Source organism: Microlunatus kandeliicorticis (genome assembly GCF_014137855.1).
GTDB classification, from domain to species: Bacteria; Actinomycetota; Actinomycetes; order Propionibacteriales; family Propionibacteriaceae; genus Microlunatus; species Microlunatus kandeliicorticis.
Genome location: NZ_JACGWT010000002.1, coordinates 753,556 through 774,825, shown reverse-complemented (window position 1 = coordinate 774,825; position 21,270 = coordinate 753,556). Strand labels below are relative to the sequence as shown.

25 protein-coding genes are annotated in these 21,270 nt (G+C 70.7%); 15 read left to right on the top strand and 10 right to left on the bottom strand.

Annotated elements, in window-relative coordinates:
* Positions 1 to 748 precede the first annotated feature (748 nt).
* The 7 genes from FHX74_RS08450 to FHX74_RS08420 form a co-directional block, all read right to left on the bottom strand.
* A complete protein-coding gene (locus tag FHX74_RS08450) occupies positions 749 to 1,252 on the bottom strand; it encodes a nitroreductase family deazaflavin-dependent oxidoreductase (protein WP_220483601.1) in 504 nt (167 codons plus the stop codon).
* Positions 1,249 to 1,929: a DUF4396 domain-containing protein gene (locus tag FHX74_RS08445; RefSeq protein ID WP_220483600.1), complete on the bottom strand. Its 681-nt coding sequence runs from the start codon at positions 1,927 to 1,929 to the stop codon at positions 1,249 to 1,251. Before FHX74_RS08445 ends, FHX74_RS08450 begins: the two co-directional genes overlap by 4 nt.
* A gap of 39 nt (positions 1,930 to 1,968) precedes the next feature.
* Positions 1,969 to 3,726: a glycoside hydrolase family 15 protein gene (locus FHX74_RS08440; protein WP_182559607.1), complete on the bottom strand. Its 1,758-nt coding sequence runs from the start codon at positions 3,724 to 3,726 to the stop codon at positions 1,969 to 1,971.
* Positions 3,723 to 4,082: a hypothetical protein gene (locus FHX74_RS08435; protein ID WP_182559606.1), complete on the bottom strand. Its 360-nt coding sequence runs from the start codon at positions 4,080 to 4,082 to the stop codon at positions 3,723 to 3,725. The genes FHX74_RS08440 and FHX74_RS08435 overlap by 4 nt, the downstream gene beginning before the upstream one ends.
* Complete coding sequence (locus FHX74_RS08430; protein WP_182559605.1) at positions 4,079 to 5,089, bottom strand: SDR family oxidoreductase; 1,011 nt, start codon at positions 5,087 to 5,089, stop codon at positions 4,079 to 4,081. Before FHX74_RS08430 ends, FHX74_RS08435 begins: the two co-directional genes overlap by 4 nt.
* A gap of 104 nt (positions 5,090 to 5,193) precedes the next feature.
* Complete coding sequence (locus tag FHX74_RS08425; protein WP_182559604.1) at positions 5,194 to 5,820, bottom strand: DUF4383 domain-containing protein; 627 nt, start codon at positions 5,818 to 5,820, stop codon at positions 5,194 to 5,196.
* A complete protein-coding gene (locus FHX74_RS08420; protein ID WP_182559603.1) occupies positions 5,804 to 6,178 on the bottom strand; it encodes a hypothetical protein in 375 nt (124 codons plus the stop codon). Before FHX74_RS08420 ends, FHX74_RS08425 begins: the two co-directional genes overlap by 17 nt.
* A gap of 17 nt (positions 6,179 to 6,195) precedes the next feature.
* Here FHX74_RS08420 and FHX74_RS08415 point away from each other — a divergent pair, with 17 nt between their 5' ends.
* From FHX74_RS08415 to FHX74_RS08365, 11 genes are all read left to right on the top strand, one after another.
* Positions 6,196 to 6,807 (top strand): MarR family winged helix-turn-helix transcriptional regulator, encoded by a 612-nt coding sequence (locus tag FHX74_RS08415; RefSeq protein ID WP_182559602.1) that lies wholly within the window; start codon positions 6,196 to 6,198, stop codon positions 6,805 to 6,807.
* 182 nt (positions 6,808 to 6,989) lie between these two features.
* Entirely contained in the window at positions 6,990 to 7,244 is a 255-nt protein-coding gene (locus FHX74_RS08410; protein ID WP_182559601.1) for a hypothetical protein, read from the top strand.
* A 525-nt stretch (positions 7,245 to 7,769) separates the two neighbouring features.
* A complete protein-coding gene (locus FHX74_RS08405; protein WP_182559600.1) occupies positions 7,770 to 8,030 on the top strand; it encodes a hypothetical protein in 261 nt (86 codons plus the stop codon).
* Positions 8,031 to 8,201: 171 nt separating this feature from the next.
* Positions 8,202 to 8,627, top strand: a complete 426-nt coding sequence (locus tag FHX74_RS08400; RefSeq protein WP_182559599.1) for a MarR family winged helix-turn-helix transcriptional regulator — start codon at positions 8,202 to 8,204, stop codon at positions 8,625 to 8,627.
* On the top strand, positions 8,624 to 9,361 hold the full coding sequence (locus FHX74_RS08395) for a GAF domain-containing protein (RefSeq protein WP_182559598.1): 738 nt from the start codon (positions 8,624 to 8,626) through the stop codon (positions 9,359 to 9,361). Before FHX74_RS08400 ends, FHX74_RS08395 begins: the two co-directional genes overlap by 4 nt.
* Before the next feature lie 71 nt (positions 9,362 to 9,432).
* Entirely contained in the window at positions 9,433 to 10,287 is an 855-nt protein-coding gene (locus FHX74_RS08390) for a bacteriorhodopsin (protein WP_182559597.1), read from the top strand.
* Positions 10,288 to 10,289: 2 nt separating this feature from the next.
* Positions 10,290 to 11,312, top strand: coding sequence for a Brp/Blh family beta-carotene 15,15'-dioxygenase (locus FHX74_RS08385; protein WP_182559596.1), 1,023 nt, complete (start codon positions 10,290 to 10,292; stop codon positions 11,310 to 11,312).
* Positions 11,313 to 11,364: 52 nt separating this feature from the next.
* Positions 11,365 to 11,901, top strand: coding sequence for a hypothetical protein (locus FHX74_RS08380; protein WP_182559595.1), 537 nt, complete (start codon positions 11,365 to 11,367; stop codon positions 11,899 to 11,901).
* Positions 11,902 to 11,905: 4 nt separating this feature from the next.
* Positions 11,906 to 14,230 carry an MMPL family transporter gene (locus tag FHX74_RS08375; RefSeq protein ID WP_182559594.1) on the top strand — a complete coding sequence of 775 codons (2,325 nt, stop codon included), beginning with the start codon at positions 11,906 to 11,908 and terminating at the stop codon, positions 14,228 to 14,230.
* Entirely contained in the window at positions 14,223 to 14,966 is a 744-nt protein-coding gene (locus tag FHX74_RS08370; RefSeq protein ID WP_182559593.1) for an LmeA family phospholipid-binding protein, read from the top strand. Before FHX74_RS08375 ends, FHX74_RS08370 begins: the two co-directional genes overlap by 8 nt.
* Positions 14,967 to 14,994: 28 nt before the next feature.
* Entirely contained in the window at positions 14,995 to 16,293 is a 1,299-nt protein-coding gene (locus FHX74_RS08365) for a DUF2254 domain-containing protein (protein WP_182559592.1), read from the top strand.
* A gap of 14 nt (positions 16,294 to 16,307) precedes the next feature.
* Here FHX74_RS08365 and FHX74_RS08360 read toward each other — a convergent pair whose 3' ends face one another.
* Both FHX74_RS08360 and FHX74_RS08355 read right to left on the bottom strand, forming a co-directional pair.
* The gene (locus tag FHX74_RS08360; RefSeq protein ID WP_182559591.1) at positions 16,308 to 16,571 is read right to left on the bottom strand and encodes a metal-sensitive transcriptional regulator; all 264 of its coding nucleotides are present in this window, start codon (positions 16,569 to 16,571) and stop codon (positions 16,308 to 16,310) included.
* Positions 16,571 to 16,981: a DUF302 domain-containing protein gene (locus FHX74_RS08355; RefSeq protein ID WP_182559590.1), complete on the bottom strand. Its 411-nt coding sequence runs from the start codon at positions 16,979 to 16,981 to the stop codon at positions 16,571 to 16,573. Before FHX74_RS08355 ends, FHX74_RS08360 begins: the two co-directional genes overlap by 1 nt.
* A 157-nt stretch (positions 16,982 to 17,138) precedes the next feature.
* Here FHX74_RS08355 and FHX74_RS08350 point away from each other — a divergent pair, with 157 nt between their 5' ends.
* Genes FHX74_RS08350 through FHX74_RS08335 form a run of 4 tightly spaced genes read left to right on the top strand, consistent with a single transcriptional unit; the run spans position 17,139 to position 20,282 of the window.
* Positions 17,139 to 18,521: an MBL fold metallo-hydrolase gene (locus tag FHX74_RS08350; protein WP_328823708.1), complete on the top strand. Its 1,383-nt coding sequence runs from the start codon at positions 17,139 to 17,141 to the stop codon at positions 18,519 to 18,521.
* A complete protein-coding gene (locus tag FHX74_RS08345) occupies positions 18,518 to 18,886 on the top strand; it encodes a rhodanese-like domain-containing protein (RefSeq protein ID WP_182559589.1) in 369 nt (122 codons plus the stop codon). The genes FHX74_RS08350 and FHX74_RS08345 overlap by 4 nt, the downstream gene beginning before the upstream one ends.
* An 11-nt stretch (positions 18,887 to 18,897) precedes the next feature.
* Positions 18,898 to 19,506 (top strand): rhodanese-like domain-containing protein, encoded by a 609-nt coding sequence (locus FHX74_RS08340; protein ID WP_220483599.1) that lies wholly within the window; start codon positions 18,898 to 18,900, stop codon positions 19,504 to 19,506.
* Positions 19,503 to 20,282, top strand: coding sequence for a sulfite exporter TauE/SafE family protein (locus tag FHX74_RS08335; protein ID WP_220483598.1), 780 nt, complete (start codon positions 19,503 to 19,505; stop codon positions 20,280 to 20,282). The genes FHX74_RS08340 and FHX74_RS08335 overlap by 4 nt, the downstream gene beginning before the upstream one ends.
* 188 nt (positions 20,283 to 20,470) lie before the next feature.
* Here the strand turns inward: FHX74_RS08335 and FHX74_RS08330 are convergent, their stop codons facing one another.
* On the bottom strand, positions 20,471 to 21,136 hold the full coding sequence (locus FHX74_RS08330) for a Type 1 glutamine amidotransferase-like domain-containing protein (RefSeq protein ID WP_182559588.1): 666 nt from the start codon (positions 21,134 to 21,136) through the stop codon (positions 20,471 to 20,473).
* Positions 21,137 to 21,270: the final 134 nt, after the last annotated feature.

The window sequence follows — 21,270 nt, the reverse complement described above, 5'->3', positions numbered from 1 at the left end:
GCGCGTGGCGGCTGGTGCGAAGCCCACGATCGGACGCCAGGCGGAAGCCATTGGAAGCGGACCACCGTGCGGCCTGGTGGGAGCCGCCTCGGGGATTCGACCCCCGAACCTACGCATTAGGAGCAATTCCGCGGTCTTATGGCAGGCCCTGGCGCCTCTCGTGGAGGCTCCGGCATCGATGGGTAATGACTCGTACCGATGACTGACCACGAGGCGGCGGGGGCATGTCGGTGGCACCGATCAAGGCTCGCCTGGTCCTCAGCCTTTCCTCCCACGGGCTTCTTCCGAGCCACCCTGGCCTATGGTGCGCTCGTGCGGAGAGACGCCGGTCGGGCTCGCGGGCGGAGTCGTGTGCGTCAGTGGATCGATCGCATCGGCGGTGTGTATGGGTCGGCTTCGGTCTGTACGGGCTTTGGTCAGGCGTCTTTCGACACCGTTGGGGCACTCTGGTGACGCTGGGTGCCGTGCTGCTCGGGACCGGGATCGGCATGCTGATCAGACGAATCATCAAGCCGCCTCCGGAGGACTTTCCAGGCTGACCACTCAGCTCGTGGGCGCGTGGTGCGGCCAGCTACCTGATTTGGGCGGCCCGGCCCGCAGCGGAGCGAGGACACGAGCCGCCTTGATCCCCTAGAGCCATATTCAGCAGTTCGTGGCGTTGACAGTGTCGTTGACCAGGCCCGAGGCGTTCGACGTGCTGGCTCGCCGGTCCGCCGCGGTCGTCGTCCAACTGAACGGCTGTCGGATGTCAGATTCGACGGCTTTTGCTACCCAAATCGCAGAGTTCGAGCCTGACCGCCGGCGGGACCGCGGTCGGGGCATCGAGCGTCTCCGTCAACACGTCGCGCAGGCGCCGCCACGCTGCCGGGTGACGGTCGGCATACCGGGCCAGGACGTCGGTTGTCTGCGCTTCGGAGAGCACGACGGCGCGGGCGTCGACCCGACGCAGCCGCCCGACGCTGAGCCGGCAGACCGGATTGGCCTGCAGGTTGCGGAACCACTGGGAGCGTCGACCGAAGCCGCTGATCACGACGAGCGCGGACGGGGCGGGTCGGTCGACCACCTCGAGACAGACCGTGCGCCACTGGCCCGACCTGCGGCCGAGGTGCTCGAGCAGCAGCACACGGTCACCCACCAGCGCACCGAGGTGCCACCGGTAGAGCAGGATCGGCGCGCGGACGAACCACCGCTGTCGCAGCAGCGCGGCACCGAGCCGAGCCACGGAGCGCGAGCTGCCGACCGACGCCGTCACATCTTCTCCTTGACCCCGCGCCGGACCAGCAGCCAGTTGACCGGGTAGGCCGTGCCGAAGCCGACGATCATGGCCAGCTGCATGAGCAACCAGAAGACCGGTGAGGTCGCCTCGGCGCGGCCGCCGAACCAGAGGGGGAACAACCAGAACTGGCCGACGGCCATCAGGCCGTACATGCCTACCTGCCAGGAGGTGATCGAGGCGGTGTCGGCCTTGATCGCCGCCAGCAGGCCGGCCCAGAGTCCGAGCCCCCGCATCGGGGCGATGGAGAAGTACTGGAAGACGATCCCGATCGCGAAGGCCAGCACGAAGTCGAGCGTCCAGGCGGCGAAGATCCGGTCGGGCCAGAGCCACCCGAGACCGAACACGGCCGCCAGTCCCGGGAGCAGCACCAGTGCAAATTCTCCGACGATGTCTCCCAGCGTGCAGCCGGCCCCGCAGTGACTGGCTCCAACCGCCACCGACACCCGCATCGAACGGTCCGGCGCGTCGTCGTCGCGGCCGCGCAGCGGCGCCCGACCCTTCGCCCGATAGAAGGCGAGCCACAGCACGCTCCCGAAGAGCATCGTGATCGGCCAGACCACGTTCATCACCGCCATCGGCTGCGGCCGCCGGATCACGTCGATCAGCACCAGCACGGCGCACAGGGCCGCCAGCAGGAGCGATACGGTGGCCAATCGGTCCAGCCACCCGGGGAAGGTGCCGGTCGCCTCCATTCAGGCGCGTCCCAGTCGTTGGGCGGTCTCGAGCAGCATCGCGTGGACGAAGGCCTGAGGGGTGTTGCCGCGCAGCTGCCGCTGCTGGACGTCGAACTCCTCGGTGAGGATTCCCGGCGAACCGCACACCGTGCGTTGGACGTCGAAGTAGCGGTAGGCGGCGACGGCATTGCCCTGCTGCAGGTGGGCGAGGCTCATGATGAACCCGCACAGCGTGAAGGCGCCTTCGGCCTCACCGAGCGGTCGACCGTCGGGTCGATAGCGGTAGACGTGGTGGTCCTGGACCAGGTCCGCCTCGACCTTGGCCAGGGTGTTGACGGTCCGCGGATCGTCGGCGGGCAACGCTCCGCGGACGGCGGGCAGCAGCAAGGAGGCGTCGACTCCCGGATGGTCCGGGCTGCGCATCCACGCGCCGTCGGTCCCGAGCGCGCGGCGTCCCGTCTCGGCGAGCACCGCATCGGCCAGGGTCGCCGCGCGGCCGGCCTGGCTGGCCGGCAGCTCGTGGGCGACCGCCCGCAGTCCGGCCACGGCGGCCAGCCGGGACTGCGTCCACCAGGCGTCGTCGAGCTCCCAGATCCCCGCTTCGGGCTCGTTCCACCGTCGCGCGATCACGTCGATCGCCAGGTCGATCGCCTCGACGTGATGGGTGTCCAGTCGGTCGAGTCGCAACCCGGCGGCCAGGAGTTCGAGCATCTCGCCCAGAGCGTCGAGCTGGAACTGTCGGCGCACCCAGTTCCCGACGACGACGGTGCCCCCGGGATATCCGGGCAGGTCGAGCTGCTCCTCCCCCGGGATCGGTGAGCCGTCCACCCGGTATCCCGGCGACAGCGCGTCCCCGTGCTCGAGCAGTCGGGCCGTGGTAAAGGCGACGGCGTCATCGAAGAGCGGCAAGGGCTCGTCGACTGCGCAGGCCAGGCCGGCGTAGACCTGGTCACGGATCCAGGCGTAGCGGTAGTCGTAGTTCTTCCCGGCTTTGGCTCGTTCGGGCAGGCCGAGGGTCGCCGCCGCCACCATGCCGCCGCCGGGATCAGTCAGTGAGCGCAGTACCGCGTAGGCCTGCGCGGCATCACGGGGCGCCGCCGTCCGGGAGAGGTCGGGCACCTGCTCGGTCCACGCCTGTGTGGTGGCCGACCAGGCCTGGTCCGGGTCGACGGGATCGGCCAGCGGCCGGTCGCTCAGTTCCAGCACGAGGTCGTGCGGACGATCCGGGTCCAGGTCGAGCTCGAGCCGGAGTGCGTGGTCCTCCCATCGCGCGGCAGCCGCGCCGGACCAGCGGAGCCGCAGCTCCCCGACCCGCGCGGTCCAACGACCGTGCTGATCCAGCTTCGGACGCTCCATCGGTCGTCGTCCGAACTCGGCGCTCACCCGGAGCAACACCGACACCCGGGCCGGGCCTCCGGTGGACCAGACGCGTCGGAGCAGGACCAGCCGGTCGGCCTCGCCGGGATAGGCCAGCGCCTCGCGCGACTGCACGGTGGCCGTGTCGTCGGCGACCCAGCGACTGCGCCAGATCATCGAGTCCGGTTCGTAGCTGCCGCCCCAGACGAACGGTGCGTCCGGGGTGAGGGCGTACAGCCCGTCCCCGCCGACCAGGTGGCTGAACACGGCCGGGGAGTCCCAGCGCGGCGCACACAGCCAGGTGATGTCGCCGCGCGGTCCGATCAGGGCACCGCGGTGGCCGTCGGCGATCAGGGCGTAGTCGCGCAGCGCCTGCGGAGGGTAGTCCGCCTCGAGGCCGTGCGGCCGTTGCGTGGTCACCGGCGGCCAAAGCCGGCCGAGCGAGCGGACGCCGCGGCCGAGAGTGCCGCCACTCCCGCGCTCACCCCGGCGGCCCGCCGACGGGTGGGGTCACGGACGGCGAGCGCCACCATGGACGCCGCGTGGAGCAGGTCGATCCCGGTGTAGAGGCGCGCGAACCGCCTCGGCGCGATGAGCTGCACGAGTCCCTGCCCGGCGTGCCGCAGACCGAGCACGGTGATCGCGTCCGACTCGATGCCCACGGCCAGCCGACCCTCTAGGCTCGCGAAGAGCTGGTCCCCGCGCGACAGCAGCACCGCGCCCCAGGCGAGACCCAGCACGCCGACCGGTCGCAGGCCGCCGAGCCGGCCGCTCACCGGGACGCCAGCTTTCGCGCCACCGCCGTGCCGACGCCCGCGACGAGAGCGAGACCACCCGCGATCAGGGTCTTGTGGTGGTGGGAGAACCACAGCTGCGGCGCGGTGGACTGCGACCGGTCGTCGAAGACCCCGTGAGCTCCGAAGTCCCGTCCGTCGGGCCCGTCGGCCGGTTCCCACAGGTTCACCGGCTGATCCGGGTCGCGGGGCTGGCCGGTCTGCTGGGAGGAAAAGCCCTTCCAGCCTAGATAGCGGTCGAGCAGACCAGGGAAGAACTTGTCCCCGAGCAGCGTGCCGACCGTGCTCGCCCCCACCCAGTACTCACGCCGCCGCGGGTGGTCGGCGGCGTAGACGACCGCGCGCGCGGCCACCTCCGGCTGGTAGATCGGCGGCACCGGTTGAGCATGGTCAGGCAGCCGGGACAGCACCCAGGAAAACTGCGGGGTGTTGACGGCCGGCATCTGCACCATCGTGGTGTGCACATTGCTCTTCTCGTGCAGCAGCTCGCAGCGCAGCGACTCGTTGAAGCCCTGGATCGCGTGCTTGGACCCGCAGTACGCGGTCTGCAACGGGATGCCGCGATAAGCCAGCGCGGACCCGACCTGGACGATGGTGCCCCGGTCGCGCGCCATCATCCGCTTCAGCGCCGACATCGTCCCGTAGACGTAACCGAGATAGCTCACCTCGGTCGCGTGCTTGTACTCCGCGGGGCTGACGTGCCAGAACCGGCTGAAGACCGCGGTGAAGGCGACGTTGATCCAGACGTCGATCTCCCCGAGCTCGTCCTCCACCCGCTGCGCGGCGGCCTCGACGGCATCGGCGTCGGAGACGTCGACCGGGATCACCAACGCCTGTCCGCCACGGTTCCGCACGTCCTCGGCGGCTCCCTGCAGCCCGGTCTCGCCCCGGGCCAGCAGAGCGACCCTGGCCCCTCGGCTGCCGAACTCCCGGGCCACCGCTCGGCCGATCCCACCGGATGCCCCGGTGATGACCACGACCTGTGTCATGGCGTCCTCTCCTGGTGTCGTTCGCGTCTGCACTGCACTGGCTTCTCGATCGTCTGACCTGATGCGCCGCCGGCGCGGGCCACGGTGCCCGGGCCGACGCCGCATCAGGGGTTCTTGTCGCCGGGGGATGCGGTCTTCGTGATGGCCTGCGGCGGCTCGCGGCCGGTCACGGTGGCACCGCGGAGATCGACCGGCGGGGCGATCACCACGGGCGCGTCCACCCAGGCCGGCGGCTCCCCGGACGGCAGGTCCGGGCTGACGTAGACCTCACGGACGACGTCGGGGCCGGTCCGGTTGAGGAAGATCATGAAGACGAGCGCCACCACCACGGTCGCGATGTTGACGAAGGTCGCCGCATCGTCGACCGGAAGGAAATTGGCTGCGGACCCGGCCCGGGTCTCCACCCCGCAGGCGAACATCAGGAAGAAGACGACGGCCAGCCCCGCCAGATAGCGGACCGACGACGCCGGACCCCGCCGGACCGCTCGGAGGCCGAGCCCGCCTGCCACCAGGTGCAGGGCGTTGACCAGAACCGACACTCTGACCAGTCCGAACAGCTCTGCCTGCGAGCCAGGACCGGCCACGGCCAACCGGTCGAGGTGCTCGGTGACCCCGGGAACGAAGCCGAGGACGCCAGCCGCGCACAACACGAAGGCCAGCAACCCGGCGCCTCGCTGGACGGGCGCGATCCGAGGACCGGTGGGTCGCCCGTCGTCAGACCACCTGGTCACCGGGAGCTTCTCCCTCCTGATCAGCCTCTCGGCGCGCCTCCGGGTCGGGACCCAGGTCGTGACCGTCGCCGATGTTGCCTCGACGACGGCTTCGTGCCGCCGGGCTGGCGAAGTAGTCCGCCGGCATCGTCATCGCACCGACCACATACACCCGGTGACCCTCGATCTCGCTGGCCACCGCGCGGATCCAGGGATCCGGCGGCATGGGGAGCCTCGAGAGCGCGATCGAGCGTCGCAGCAGGACGGCGACCTCGGGCTCCGGCCGTCCCTCGTAGGCGTCCAGCACTCCGAGCACGACAGCCTGCAGCTTCTGCGCGAGACCCTGAGGACCCGCGACCGACTCAGCGCCGGCCGCCACGACGAACTCCTTGCATGATGACAACTATTGCAGGTGTTCACGCTACGCCGACAGCCGGGTTCATCCCGGACACAGCCGGAGTCAAGCAAACTGGTGTCATGGACCAGCGGACAGGTGAGAAGAACCTGACGAAGACTCCTCGGCTCCCGGCCACGGCTTCACGCCCAACCGAGGACGTCGACCTGGAGTCCGCCACCCTCGACGCCCTGATGCGCGCCTCTCGCGTCGTCACCGCGATCGTGGCACGGTCGATGGCGCGGAACGACAACCGGATCACGATGCCGCAGCTCCGCGTGCTGGTGATGGTCGCCTCCGGACCCGACGTCACCACCACGGCGGTCGCCAGCGAACTGCGGATCCATCTGTCTTCGGCCAGCCGGCTCTGCGACCGTCTCGTCGCCGCTGGGTGGCTCACCCGGCGCGAATCGCCGACGGACCGGCGCAGCTCGCTCCTGGTCCTCACCCGGCGAGGACGCTCGCTGCTCTCAGCGATCATGGCCGAGCGGCGTCGGGCGTTCGCGCAGATCGTCGCGGACCTGCCAGCGACGCAGCAGCGCACCCTCACCCGCAGCCTCGAGCGTTTCGCCGACGCGGCAGGCGAGCCGCGGACCGGCAGTCTCTCCGGCTGATTCCGGCTGACTTCGGGCACGACGCATCCCGCACCTCCGAGCGTCCCGAGGTAACGAATTCGTCGCGATCCCGACACATGGTTGCATTCATGCAAGTTCCTGGGAACGGTGGTCAGTGACCTGACAGCCGCTGGGCGCTGCAGATGCTCAGCGGACGACATCGAGCCGAGGAGGCCGAATCCGTGAGCACAACCACCGTTCTCGTCATTGTCGCCGTGGTGGTCGTCGTCGCCGTGTTGTGTGTGGTGGCGGCCGTCCGAGCGCGCAAGGTGAGCGCGCAGGCCAGCCAGCGCATGGGCCTTCCGGACCTGGGCGCCTTGTCGGCGGATCAGCCGATCGTTCCGCCTGCGGCTGAGGGATCCGCGGACGAATCCACGCAGGTCCGAACCGAAGACGTCACCCATGATCATGCGTCCGGGGAGCGCGGCCGAAACTGACGTCACCGGTTCCCGATTCGACGCGAGCCTCGAGAGCTTCGTCGAGAGACACCCGGGCCTGGATCGCCGCGGTGGTTGGGTTCCCGTCGCCCGCTCCCACGGCGCGCGACGGGAACCCGGCTGTCCGCGACGACCCGACTCCCTCCAGGGCTCGGGCCATCCCCTCGGCCGCCGGACAGCCCCGGAGCCGACCGGTCTGTGCTGCCGATCAATCCGTCGTCGGTGACGAATCGCTCCAGGAGTTGCCGACTCTAGGGAGGATTCCCACCCCGAGCCAAAAGGATCAAGATCATCGTTATCGCCCCGAGACCTGTGTCCGCGGGGATCCCGAGTGCGGGCCCCCACGTCTGCGAGGCGGCCGACGACGGCCCCAACGCGGAGGTGGCAGTCGAGGCCCCCGCCGTCCAGTTGCGGATCGTCTCCTTCGTCGAGTTGTCACCGCGCTACCTCGCCGACTGCTTGAGCCATCCCGATCGACCGATCGTGCTGCGCGGACGACTGAACCGTCCACCGACGGTGACGGAGTTGATCTTGCTCCTGCAGGACGGGCCGTCCGGGGTCGGCTACGAACCCGAACAGAACTGCGTACGGACGTCGTGGCGCCGAGCACCGGCCGGTGCCCCGTCCTCCCACACCACGGAGTCACCGCTGCAGCTCTGCCTGGCCATGCGCGGACACGTGGCGGCCATCGCCGCCCGGGCCGAGGAGCTCCGCAGCGAGTCACTCGTCCTCGCCGCCGAGCTGGGTGAGACCTTCCGGGCCGTCCTCGAGACCGACTCGGGTTGACCAAAGTCGCGGGAGCTCTCGCCTCGTCGTCCTGGGCGGTGATCTCCGCCGGCTCGTTGGCGTGTCGGCCTATGATCCTGGCAGTCCAGACCAGGGCGAAACGAAGGTGACGGCGTGAACGATCCGGCTTCGCATCCCTCGGACGCGCGCCGTCCGCATGAGGAGACCGAGATGCCCGCGAGCCTCCGCCTGGTGGCCCGAGCGGTGACCCAGCGCTTCGCCGAGGTACTCGACCGCGTCGACGTGCCGCTGACCCTGGTGCAGCTCCGCGCGCTCTACGCCCTGCTCGACGAACCCGACGGCGTGCCACTCCGCCACTGGGCGCAGAAGTTGCGGATGAGTGATCCCTCGGCCAGTCGCCTGGGTCAGCGGCTCGAGCGGGATGGGTTGGTCGACCGGCAGGCTGGCGCGGCGCGCGCTCTCTCGGTGGTGATCACCGACCGTGGACGGGAGGCGGTGTCGCAGATCGAACGCGAACAAAGCCGCGAGCTCTACCGGATGACGGAGCCACTCGCGGCCGGCGACCGGAGCACGCTGCTGTCGCTGGTCGAGCGGCTGACCGACCAGGCCCGTGCGGACCACCAGGAGCGACGATGACCACTCTCCCCTCTGCCGCAGACCCCGACCTGCACGACGCAGACCGCTCGACGGCGGGCGACGGCAGCTCCTTGGCTGAGCTGGCGGAAGCGTTCCGGCTCCTGGTCCGCGAACTGGCGGACGGTTCCCTGACGACCACCGCCCAGGTCGTGCCCGGACTGACCCGACGGTTGCTCCCGCAAGCTCATTACGTCGAGCTGGTTGAGCATCGCGACGGTCGCCTCCGCCCCCTGGGTCGCACGGACGCGACGATCGACACGGTGCTGCGGATCGGCGAGGAAACCGGAGCCGCCCCGGTGCTCGAGGTCCTGCACAGCAACGACGTAGTGGTCTGCCCGGACGTGCGCACCGAAGAGCGGTGGCCGGAGTGGGCCCGCCGCGTCGGGGCGGAGACGTCGATCGCGAGCGCGCTGTGCTTCCGCCTGTATCTGACCCGCGAACATCGCGTGGCCTTCACCCTCTATTCCGAGTGGCCGGAGGCCTTCGACTCCGAGGACGTGGCGCTCGGCTCGATCCTCGCCTCCTACTGCTCGCTGGCTTCCCTCAGCGAACTGGTGATCGGTGAGCCGGTGGCGAGCGAGCGCTCGTCGGAGGTGTTCCGGGAGATCGGGGTGGCCATCACCCTGCTGACCGGGCAGGGAATGGCAGCCCAGGAAGCGCACCGCACGCTCACCGACGCCGGCCGACGCCTCGGAGCGACCCTCGAGCCGGACGGGGCTCACCCCGCCGACTGAAGATTGTCATATAGCAACTATGCTCTTCACGAGCCGGGCGGTAATGACCCGGACATCGATGAGGAGTGTTCGTGGAGAGTCATCTCAGTTTCACCCAGTCCCAGTGGGACATCGTGCTGGCCTCGTTCGTGATGGCCGCCTTCGCCCTGCTGGGCGGCTTCGTCTATCTGCTGAGCACCAAGCGGGAGATCTCGGCCCGGTTCCGGTCCTCCGGCATTGCCGGCTCGATCGTCTGCCTGGTCGCCTTTCTCGCCTACCTGCTGCTGATCATCTCCTGGATCGTCGGCTTCCGCTTCGATCCGGGCACCGCGATGTACGTCCCGTCCGGTCACGCGCTGCAGTTCCGCAACGCCTACCGGTACGTCGACTGGTCGGTCACCGTGCCGCTGCTGACCGTCGAGATCGTGGTGGTCTCCACCCTGGTCGGGCGGGCGGCCCGTCGGATGCGCGGTCTCCTGATCGTGTTGGCCTGGTTGATGATTGTCACCGGCTTCCTCGGTGCCGACACCTTCTCCAGCGACACCGGGCGACTGGTCTGGGGCTTGATCTCGACCGTCGTCTTCATCCCGCTCTACGTGCTGCTGCTGCGGACGGCGTTCCGCTCGGCCAAAGCCCTCGGTGGGCCGGCCGGATCGGCGCTGCGGAGCGCCGGCCTGCTGCTCTCACTCACCTGGGGCGTCTACCCACTCGCCTACTGCGTGCCCTTCTTCTTCGCCGACTCCTCCGGGTGGGCCGTGGGACGACAGCTGGCTTTCACCCTGGCCGACATCGCCGCCAAGGTGGGCTTTGGGATTTTCATCCACACCGTGGCCAAGCACCGCACCGGCTCCGAGGTCGCCGACGGCGAGGCCCCGCACCCGGATCCGGTGTTCGTCTCCGGTGAGCGCCTCGCCGACGCCCGACCGGTCGGCGCCACGGTCCGCTGATCGTGACCCAGGTCCAGCACGCGGTCACCGTCCGCCCCGACCCGTCGCCGGTGCGGTGGGAACGGGCGGCGGTCCGGTGCTCGCTGGTGCTCGCCGGTCTTGCCGTCGCGCTCGGGCTCGCCGATCCGGTAGTGCTCGAGCGGGGCGGTCCGGTCGTCCTGGCGATCGGGATCGTCATCGGGATGCCGCATGGGGCCGTCGACCACCTGGTGCCGTTCTGGACCGGCCGGCTGCGGTCGGGGGCGCGGGCCATGACCGTCGTCCTCGGCGGCTATCTCGCGCTGGCCGCCACCGTGCTGGTGACCCTACGGCTGGTCGGTCCCGCTGCGCTGCTGGTGCTGCTCGCGCTGTCGGTGCTGCACTTCGGTGTCGGCGACGTGATGGCCGACCGGGGGCGGCTCGCGGGGCCTACGACGCGCCCGCGCATGCGCCGACTCCTGCTCGGATGCGCGGTTCTCGCCCGCGGTCTGCCGGCCGTCGTCCTCCCGCTCGCTGTCTGGCCCGCACGGACGGACCGCATGCTGCGCGCCGTCGCGCCCGGGGCTCACCCGGCCACCCCGACGATCCGACTCGCGCTGATCGCGCTGCTGGTCGGGTGTGTGGCCGTGAGCCTGGTGGAGGCGGGGCGTCGCCACGATCCGCTCACGGTGGTCGAGCTGATCGCGCTGCTCGCCCTCTTCGGCTGCGTGCCCCCGCTGGCGGCCTTCGGGGTCTATTTCGGCGGCTGGCACGGCCTGCGCCACTCGGCTCGGATGATCGAGAGCCAGCCGGAAAACCAAGCTGATCTCCGCCGTGGTCGCCGGGCGGCACCGGTCGGCCGGTTCCTGCGCGCGGCCGCTGTACCCACAGGGCTGGCGCTGACCGGGACGGCGGCGCTGGTCGTCCTGGCTCGCAGCGGCTCGGGTCTCGCCGCGTCCGCCTTCAGCGCCCTGTTCGCGCTGACGGTTCCGCACCTGATCATCGTGGGCGCTCTCGACCTCGGTGTACTGTCCGAGCGACCGGGTGACGCCGGGCGGAACCGCTGAGGCGATCGCCGGCGTGGGCGGCCGTGGCCGTGGGGGACGGGAGGAGCCGATCATGACGACGTCGGATGATCACCGCCAGGACGATCGACCGGACGACGGGACGCCGCCGACTGTCGGTCAGTCGCTTCGGGCGCGCCGGCCCGCCCCTTGGCTCGCCGTGCTGATCTTCGCCGCCGGGTTGTTGGTCGGGGTGCTCACGGTCGGACTGCTCGACGCCGGCACGCCCGACTTCGCCACCCGCACATCGAACACGTCGACGCTTCCGGGCCGATCGACACCCACCCCAGTCGCCAATGGCGCCGCGGCGCAGGCGCAGGTCAATGCGGCCTGTCTCGCCGTGATCAACGACGCCCAGGACGTGTACGCGGCCCTCGGCGATCTCGGACCCGCCCTCGACCAGAACGACCTGACGACCCTCGACGACATCGTCCGGCGGCTGCAGCCCGTCGAACCGCGCTTGGCCACCGACCTCGCCGACTGTCGCGTGCGCACCGACGTGAACGCCGGCCCGAGCGCCCCGGGGAGCCCCGTCGCCACGTCGGAGCCGAGCACCTCGCAACCGACACCCAGCCCCACGCCGACCCGATGATCCGATGACGGATCCGGGAGAGCCTCGGCTGATCGAGCGGATGGCGGCCAGCGCTTCGGCCGTGGTCGCGGCGGTCGGCCATGGCTATCGCACCGTGGTCGTCCGGGGCCGCTGGGTGGTGATCGGGGCCTGGACCGCCCTGGCCACGATCATGATCATCCTGGTTCCGGTCCAGACCAACGGCGGCGGCTTCGGCGATCTGTTGCCACCCGACAGCCCGGTGCTCCGGGTCGAGCAGCGCATCCTGGCCACGTTCCGGGTCCCGGTGATCGCCGGCACCACGGTCGTCGTCCACCAGCCCGGCGGGCTCAGCGTGCTGACCCGGGCCGATTCGCTGCTCTGGGCCCTGGGCACCACCCAAACGGTGCTGGAAGCCCCGGAACCGCCCCCACCCGGCGCCATCCAGGCTGCGATCCCCGTGCCCACCGGCCGCTCCGACACCACGGTCACCTATCTGTTCATGACCGACGGCACCGGTCTGCGCAACACCGTGCGCCTCGCCCAGCAGTACGCCGCCCACTTCAACAACCAGAGCGGGGTCGGCACCTACGTCACCGGCTTCGTGCCGGCCCAGGTGGCCCAGGGAGACTATCTGCGCGAGCGCCTCCGGCTCTTCGAGATCGCCACCGTGCTCTTGATCATCCTGGTGGTGGCGATTGCCTTCCGCTCGCTGCTCGCCCCGCTCGCCGTCCTCGCCATCGCCGCCGTCGGTTACGGCGTCTACTTCCCCGTGCTGTCCTCGCTCGCAGCCGCCCTCGGCTTCGAGGTCCCGACCCAGCTCGAACCGGTGCTGGTGGCCCTGCTGCTCGGCGTGGTCACGGACTACTGCGTCCTCTTCTTCGCCGACTTCCGCGACGAGCTCGACACCCGGCCGACGGTGGCGGACGCGACTCGAGCAGCGTTGCAGCGCAACGGGTCGATCGTCGGCGTCGCCGGCCTGACCGTCGCCGGCGGCACGATCGCGCTGCTCGCGGCACCGTTCGCGATCTTCCGCGGCCTTGGTCCGGCCCTCGCTCTCACCGTGCTGGTCGGGCTCGCCGTCTGCCTCACCCTGACCCCCGCGGTGATGGCGGTGCTCGGTCGCCGACTGTTCACACCACTGCCCGGCCGACGTTCCGAGCGCGAGCGCGCGATCACCCGCCGACGGCAGGTCTCCACGGACTCCCGCCTCACCAGGTTCGTCGCGCTGATCACCCGCCGTGGTCCGGCTCTGGTCACGCTGGTGCTGGTCGTCGTCGTCCTCGGCCTGGCCACCCTCCCGTTGGCCCGCGCCCGGCTGGACCTGTCCTTCACCGCAGGGTTGCCGCGGGACGACGCCGTGGCCGAGGGAGCTCGGCTGCTCGACCAGGTCGGTCTGCGCGGCATCACGGCGCCCACCGAGATCCTCGTCGAAGGCACGAACCTGACCGGTCGCCGTACCGCGCTGGCAGCTCTCGAACGCAAGCTCTCGGCTCAGCCGGGGGTCAGTCGGGTGATCGGCCCCGCCGATCTGCCCACCGCGAAGGCGCGCGGTCTGGTGCTGACCCCAGACGGTCGTGCCGCGCGTTACGTCGTCGTCTTCGACAGCGATCCTTTGGCTTCCCGGGCCATCACCGACGCTCGGTTGCTCCGCGACCGGCTGCCCACCCTCAGCGCTCGCGCCGGGCTGGCGGACACCCAGCTGTCGCTCACCGGTCAGACCCTGATCGCCGACGAGGTCGGACAGCTCACGCGACGCAGCCTCGAGGTGACCTTGCTGGTCGCGATGGCGATCGAGCTCATGATCCTCGTGCTGTTCCTGCGAGCCGTCGTCGCGCCAGTCGCGCTGCTGGCTTGCAGCGTGCTCAGCGTGGCGGCCGCGCTCGGGCTCACCACGCTCGTTTTCCAGGACATCCTGGGCCAGGAGGGGCTGACCTTCTACGCGCCCTTCGCGGCCGCTGTCCTGCTGATCGCCCTCGGTTCGGACTACAACGTCTTCTCGATCGGCACCATCTGGAACGAAGCTCGACGACAGCCCATGCGCCCGGCCCTGATCGAGGCGGTACCGCGCGCCTCCCACGCGATCACGACCGCCGGCGCCATCCTCGCGGCGACGTTCGCGCTGGTCGCGGTGATCCCGCTGGCGACGTTTCGGCAGATCGCCTTCGCCATGACGGTCGGGTTGCTCCTGGACACTTTCCTGGTACGGCCGGTGCTCACGCCCGCGGTCCTCGCCCTGCTCGGGCCCGCGGCGCGCTGGCCGAGCCGACCGCCGCGAGTGCCCGGCCCCCGGCCTCTCCCGCACCCCACGCCCGACGGCGGTCCGGCACCGAGCACGGCGGGTGGCCTGCCAGGAGGTCAGCGTGCCTGACTCCAGCCGATCCGCGCGACGCTCGCGTTCCTGGACGGCTGCCGTCGCCGTGGTGATCGCCCTGCTGCTTCTCGGCTGGGCCGGGGATCGGCTCGCCCGGCGTTCCGCTGAGGACCTGATCTCCCGCGACCTCGCCTCGGCGACCGGGAGCAGCCGGCCGCCGTCGGTGGACATCGGAGGTGGGCTGTTCCTCCCCCAGGTCGTCCGCGGCGCCTACGACGAGGTCGACGTCCGGGTCGACGACCTGCACGACGGACCGCTGACCATCGCCCGGGTGGACGCCCGGCTCACCGACGTCCGAGTGCCCTTCCACGACGTCCTGGTCCGCGACGTCCGGACCATCGGGGTGGGCCACTCCGACGCCACCGTGCGGTTGACCTACGACGCGCTCAACCGGTACTTCACGGCCACCGGTCGTCGTCTCACGATCAGCCGGGCCGAGGGCGACCAGAGCGTCCGGCTGACCGGGACGGTGCAGGTGCTTGACCAACGGCTCGAGGCGAGTGCGGAGGTCGGGCTCGCCGTCACCGACGGCAACCTCCGCTTGATCCCACAGACCGTCTCGACCAACGGAGGCACGCTCGGGGCCACCGCACGCCTCCTGCTGCGTCAGCGGCTCACCGTCACCATCCCGCTCGGATCGCTCCCGTTCTCGCAGCGACTGAGCGGCATCAGCGCGACCGACGACGGGCTGGTGATCACCGCGGTCGGGGACGGCATCGTGGTCCAGCCGTGACCGTCACGCCCTCCCGCTAGGCTGCGCCGTGCACTCTCTGCGTCAACGGCTCGCCTCGGTGGTGGAGTCGTTCTGGTTCGTCCCTGCGGTCCTGCTGGCGGTGGCCGCCGTGCTCGCCGAGGTCCTGGTCGGGCTCGACCGCGACCTGGTCGGTCGGGGCGTCGCCGGCCTGCCGTTGGTCAACAACGTGGGCGCCTCGGGCAGCCGGGACCTGCTGGCCGCCATCGGCGGATCGATGCTCGGGGTGGCGGCGACGTCGTTCTCGATCACCATCTCGGTGATCGCCACGGCCAGTTCGACCTACGGCCCGCGCCTGGTCCGCAACTTCATGGCCGACCGTGGCAACCAGCTGGTGCTCGGCACCTTCGGCGCCACCTTCCTCTATGCGCTGCTGGTGCTGCGGTCGGTGCGCGAGCAGTCGTCCGCCGGTCCGGAGTTCGTGCCGCACCTCGCGGTGACGCTGGCGATCGGGCTGGCCGTGCTCGACGTCGCGGTGCTGATCTACTTCATCCACCACATCGCCGAGTCGATCCAGATCGCCAACCTCGCCGCCCGCGTCCTCCAGGATCTTCAGAGCAGCCTGCGCTTCGACGACCACCGCGATCTCGCGGTGCCCGGAAACGTCGTGCTCGACCCGACGGGCGAGTCGAGAGCCGATCTCGTCCTCCGCGCCGAGGACCACGGCTTCCTCCGGCACGTGGATTACCGCGGACTGGTGGAGACGACCGCCGAACTGCACGGCTGGGCGCGGCTGCTGATCCGCGTCGGGGACCACGTGGTGGCCGGCGATCCGTTGATCGAGTTCCGCAGCGTGGGGGAGTTGCCTCAGCGGGTCGAGCAGCGGTTGCGGCGTCACCTCGACTTCGGGCGTTCGCGGACGCCGCACCAGGACCAGCGGTACGCCGTCCTACAGCTCGCCGAGATGGCGGTCCGGGCGCTGTCGAGCGGCACCAACGACCCCTACACCGCGATCAACGCGATCCTCGAGATCGGCACCGGGCTGACCATGATCAGCGAGCTGGGCGATCCACCGGGGCAGCTCGGGCGTGACGGCGAGGTGCGCCTGCTCGTCCGTCCGGTGGGCGTCGCCGAGCTGGTCGACCTCGCGTTCGACCAGATCCGCACCTATGCCGTCTCGTCCACCGAGGTGGTGCTCGCCCTCCTGGATCTGCGGATGCGGATCGGTCGGGTCTCCGACGATCCGGCCGTCCAGACCGCGCTGCGCGACCAGGAGTCCGCGCTGGTGCGTCAGTTCCACGCGGCTGGACCGGACGACCGCGACATCGCCCGGGTCGAGGCCGCCCGGAGCTCCGCCGACCGCCGCTGACTCGCAGGCGCGATTCAGGCCAGGGACAGGAAGAGCTTCTCCATCTTCTGCACGTCCAGGCTGTCGACGCCCTCGTCGGCGATGCACTGCTTGAGCCCGGTGGCCACGATCGAGAAACCGGCCCGGTCCAGGGCTCGGCTCACCGCAGCCAGCTGGGTCACGACGTCCTCGCAGTCCTCGCCCTCCTCGAGCATCCGGATCACGGCGTCGAGCTGCCCACGGGCCCGCTTGAGCCGGTTCACCGCCGGTCGGATGGACGCCTGATCGAGCTGAACCATCAGGCCTGCTCCACCGGGGTGCCGTCCAGGGCCCCGAGCGCGGCGCGGAGCCGACCAGCAGCCTCGTCGGACACCGCCTGGAGCGCTGAGTTGTCGGTCAGACCGACCATCAGCTGCGGGTCCACGGCCTCGACCACGGTGCTGGTCTCCGAGCTCGCCCTCACCACGACGTTGCACGGCAGCAGCAGGCCGATCGACGGTTCCGCCTCCAGGGCGGCGTGGGCCAGCGGCGGCCGGCAGGCGCCGAGGATCACCTGCGGGGCGATCTCCACGTCGAGCTTGGCCTTCATGGTGGCCTGCAGGTCGATCTCGGTGAGCACGCCGAAGCCTTGGTCGGACAGGGCCTGGCGGGTCTCCTCCACGACGGCGGCGTAGGGGCGCTCGACGGTGGTGCGCAATGCGTAGGTCACGGACGTTCCTCCTCGGTATCGAGGGCCGAAGCATACCACCAGGGGTATCGACACCTGTTCCGTGGTTGTGAATCCGCGATTTGATCACAGCCGTGACGCCGCCTACTCTGTCACCCGACAGATACCCCCATGGGTATCGGACGAGAGGAGCGGCAGTGTGCGACCGACGATCATTCCGATCGAGACGCCCACCCTGGGCGATCGCAGCTATCTGGCCCACGACGGCGAGGTGGCGCTGGTGGTCGACCCCCAGCGCGACATCGACCGGGTGCTCGACCTGGCCGCCACGCAGGGGGTGCGGATCACCCACGTGTTCGAGACCCACATCCACAACGACTACGTGACCGGCGGCCTCGCCCTGGCCCGGCTGACCGGGGCGGCCTACCTGGTGAATGCCGCCGATGAGGTCAGCTACGAGCGCACCCCGGTCACCGACGGCGACGAGGTCGTGGTCGGGTCGACGATGCGGGTGCGGGCGATCGCCACGCCGGGCCACACCTTCACCCACCTCGCCTACGCCCTCAGCGCCGGCGACGACCCGGTCGCGGTCTTCACCGGCGGCTCACTGCTGTTCGGCGCCACCGGCCGCCCGGACCTGCTCGGGCCCGACCACACCCACGACCTCGTCCACGCCCAGTACCACTCCGCCCACCGTCTCGCCGAAGAGCTTCCCGACCGCGCCGAGGTGCTGCCCACCCACGGGTTCGGCAGCTTCTGCTCGGCTAGCCAGTCCGAGGCCACCGACTCCACGATCGGCCGGGAGCGCACCACCAACCCGGTGCTCACCTCGAGCGAGGAGGAGTACGTCGAGGCGCTGCTCGACGGGCTCGACGTCTACCCGGCCTACTACGTCCACATGGCCCCGACCAACAGCGCCGGGCCTACCGAGGCCGACCTGACCCTGCCCGGTCGGGCCGACCGCACGGAGCTGCGACGCCGGATCGAGGCCGGTGAGTGGTTGGTCGACCTGCGCACCCGGACCGTCTTCGCCACCGGCCACGTCCCCGGCAGTCTCAACTTCGGCCTCGACGGTGGCTTCGCGACCTATCTGGGCTGGTTGATCGACTGGGGCACGCCGGTGACTCTGCTCGGTGAGACGAGGACCGACGTCGAGGCAGCACAGCGCGAGCTGGTGCGGATCGGCATCGACCGTCCAGCGGCGATGGCCACCGGCTCACCTGACGACTGGTCGGATCGCCCATTGGCGAGTTTCCCGCGGGCCACCTTCGCCGACCTCGCCCACGTACGACACCACCGCCCCGTGGTCGTCCTCGACGTGCGTCGCACCGCCGAGTCGGCCGCGGCGCGGATCGAGGGCGCCGTCACCATCCCCCTGCACGAACTGCCCGGCCGAATCCGTGACGTCCCCGACGGCGAGGTCTGGGTCCACTGCGGCGGCGGCTACCGCGCCTCCGTCGCCGCCTCCTTCCTGTCGGCCGCCGGACGGCAGCTCGTCGCCGTCGACGACTCGTTCAGCAACGCCGGGCCGGCAGGACTCCCGCTCATCACCGACCAGAACAGCGAGGCCGACCACTCATGATCAAGCGACTCCGCGCCACCTTCTCGGCGCCGATCACCATCGCCCCCCTCGACGCCCACGCCGCCGTCTCCGGCAACGGTGCAGCTCCACTCCTGCTCGACGTGCGGGAGGCCGACGAGTGGCAGGCCGGCCACGCCCCGTCGGCCCTGCACATCCCACTCGGACAGCTCGAGAACCGACTCGGCGAGATCCCCGCCGACCGTCCCGTCATCACCGTCTGCCGCTCCGGCCGACGATCCGCCCTCGCCGCGCGCCAGCTCGCCGCGCACGGCCGCTCGGTCAGCAACCTCGACGGTGGGATGGCCGCCTGGTCGGCCGCTGGACTGCCCGTCGTCACCGCCAGCGGCCCCGGCACCGTCCTGTGAGGGAAGATCCCGTGACGCGAACGAACCAGCACCCGCCGCGAAACCAGGCCAGCCCGGTCGACGCGTCCAGCGTGCTCGCCTGGATGACCGCCGACCCCGACGCTGTCACCGTCCTCGACGTCCGCACCCCGGGCGAGTTCGAGACCCGCCACATCACCGGCTCCTTCAACCTGCCTCTGCACCTCGTCGGCGAGCATGCCGCTGCGCTGGCCGCACGGCTGGACCGCAAGGTGGTCCTCGTCTGCCAGTCCGGGGTCCGAGCCGACCAGGCCCGACAGCGACTCGCCGCCGTCGGCATGGCGAACCTGCACGTCCTCACCGGCGGTGTCGACGGCTACGCGCAGGCCGGTGGCACCGTCACCACCGGACGGTCGCGGTGGGCGATGGAGCGGCAGGTTCGGATGGTGGCCGGCGGACTCGTGCTCCTCGGTGTCCTCACCAGCCGACTGACGTCGTTCACCCTGATCCTTTCCGGCGGCATCGGCGCCGGCCTCGCCGTCTCGGCGCTCACCGACACCTGCACGATGGCCCGGCTGCTCGGGAAGCTGCCCTACAACCGAGCCGGCCAGCCCGGCGACCAGGCCCTGCTGGACCGACTTCCGGCCGGCCCGGCCTCGTGATCGGCACCCTGGTCCTCGCCACCGCGTTCGGTCTGGTGGTGGGCGCACTGCTCGGGCTGCTCGGCGGTGGCGGCAGCATCCTGGCCGTCCCCGCTCTCGTCTACGGAGTCGGGCTCCCGCTGGCCGAGGCGGTGCCCACCTCGCTGCTGGTCGTCGGGCTCTCCTCGGCGGCCGGCGCCCTCCCGAGACTCAAGCAGGTGCAGTGGCGGCTGGCCCTCGTGTTCGCCGTCACCGGAGGCGTCGCGGCCTTTGCCGGCACCGCGGTCAACAAGCTGCTCGATCCGTCGATCGTGCTGCTCGGCTTCGCCGCGGTCATGATCGCGGCTGCCGTGCGGATGCTGCGGAGCGGGGACGCCGTCGGCGGCTCCTGCGCCCTGCCGGGCGGTGGCGTCCACTGGCGGAGCTGCCTCCCCAAGGCGGCCGCGGCCGGTGTGGTCGTCGGCTTCCTCACCGGGCTGTTCGGCGTCGGCGGAGGCTTCCTGATCATCCCCGCGCTGACCCTGCTCCTCGGGCTCCCGATGGCCGCGGCCACCGCCACCTCGCTCGTGGTCATCGTCGCCAACTCGGCGTCAGCCCTGGTCGCTCACCTCGGCGACACCACCATCGACGTGTCGGTCGCCACCGCGTTCACCGCAGCCAGTGTCGTCGCCGCGTTGGCCGCCGGCCGGCTCGCACCCAAACTCTCCGGACTCAAGCTTCGCCGCGGCTTTGCGGTCCTGGTCCTCCTCGTCGCGATCTACGTCGTCCTCCGCACCGCGATCAGCGGAACCGCCTGACTGACCCGGCTGCGGAGCCGCCTCGAGGATTTGCACGAGGGCCGACGCATGACGAGTTGGTCACCTGACAGCCGACCGGCCTCACCCTCGTCCAGAGGTCACGGCTCTGAGCCGTCGGCGGACTCGAGAGCATGCGGGCTGTCGCCAGCGGGCTCGCCGGACCGGTGAGCCACGGGCGTCGGTCGCCCTCAGCCCGGGAACCGGCGCCAGCGGCCCTCGGAGACGACGGTGACCTCGCCGTCGACGACGCTAATCGCGCTCTGCTCGTCGAGGGCGTAGGAGGGACTGCCGATCCGGGCGGCCCAGGCCTCGGCGCGGGCGAGCGTGTTGGTCTCCCAGCCCGGGTAGTCCAGGTGGGGGAAGATCGAAAAGTCGACGACACCCAGCGTGCGGTCGTCGGCGGCCCCGTGCCAGGTGACGAAGGTCTCCCCGATCCGGGGCGTCATCACCATGCTGCCGGCGCTGATCCCGACCCACACGGTGTCGGTCAGGTCGGGGAGAAGCTCGGCCAACCCCGAAGCACGCATCCAGTGGGCCAGGTAGGTCGCGTCGCCACCGTCGACCAGCAGCACATCGGCGTCGCGGACCCAGGGCTGCCAGCGTTCGGCGCCGATGCTCGGCAGCGCGGTCAGCTCGAGGACGCCGACCGATCTCCACGGCAGGCCGGTCAGGTTCCACGGCGGCACGCCCTGCACGAAGCCGCGGACGGACGCCGGCCCACAGTCCGGGTGACCCCACTGGGCCGTCGGGATGCAGAGTGCGTCGGCCTCAGCGACCGGCTTGCCGAGCATGCCGGTCAGCGCGGCCTCGATGGACGGGTTGGTGACGCCGCCAGACGTCAGCAGGAGCTTCACAGGTCCTCCGGGGTGGCAGTGGCGGTGGCTTTCGGTGGTCTCAAGGCGGTCGACCTCGGGTCCGGGCCGAATTCATCGGGTGCGCGCGGTTGTCAGGGCACGACCACTCAGCGAACAAGGCACAGCGCCGGGTC

Excerpts from the sequence above, each read along its gene's own strand:
- FHX74_RS08430 (WP_182559605.1), bottom strand. The coding sequence starts at position 5,089 with ATGACACAGGTCGTGGTCATCACCGGGGCATCCGGTGGGATCGGCCGA.
- FHX74_RS08415 (WP_182559602.1), top strand. The coding sequence starts at position 6,196 with ATGACAACTATTGCAGGTGTTCACGCTACGCCGACAGCCGGGTTCATC.
- FHX74_RS08400 (WP_182559599.1), top strand. The coding sequence starts at position 8,202 with ATGCCCGCGAGCCTCCGCCTGGTGGCCCGAGCGGTGACCCAGCGCTTC.
- FHX74_RS08395 (WP_182559598.1), top strand. The coding sequence starts at position 8,624 with ATGACCACTCTCCCCTCTGCCGCAGACCCCGACCTGCACGACGCAGAC.
- FHX74_RS08380 (WP_182559595.1), top strand. The coding sequence starts at position 11,365 with ATGACGACGTCGGATGATCACCGCCAGGACGATCGACCGGACGACGGG.
- FHX74_RS08375 (WP_182559594.1), top strand. The coding sequence starts at position 11,906 with ATGACGGATCCGGGAGAGCCTCGGCTGATCGAGCGGATGGCGGCCAGC.
- FHX74_RS08360 (WP_182559591.1), bottom strand. The coding sequence starts at position 16,571 with ATGGTTCAGCTCGATCAGGCGTCCATCCGACCGGCGGTGAACCGGCTC.
- FHX74_RS08345 (WP_182559589.1), top strand. The coding sequence starts at position 18,518 with ATGATCAAGCGACTCCGCGCCACCTTCTCGGCGCCGATCACCATCGCC.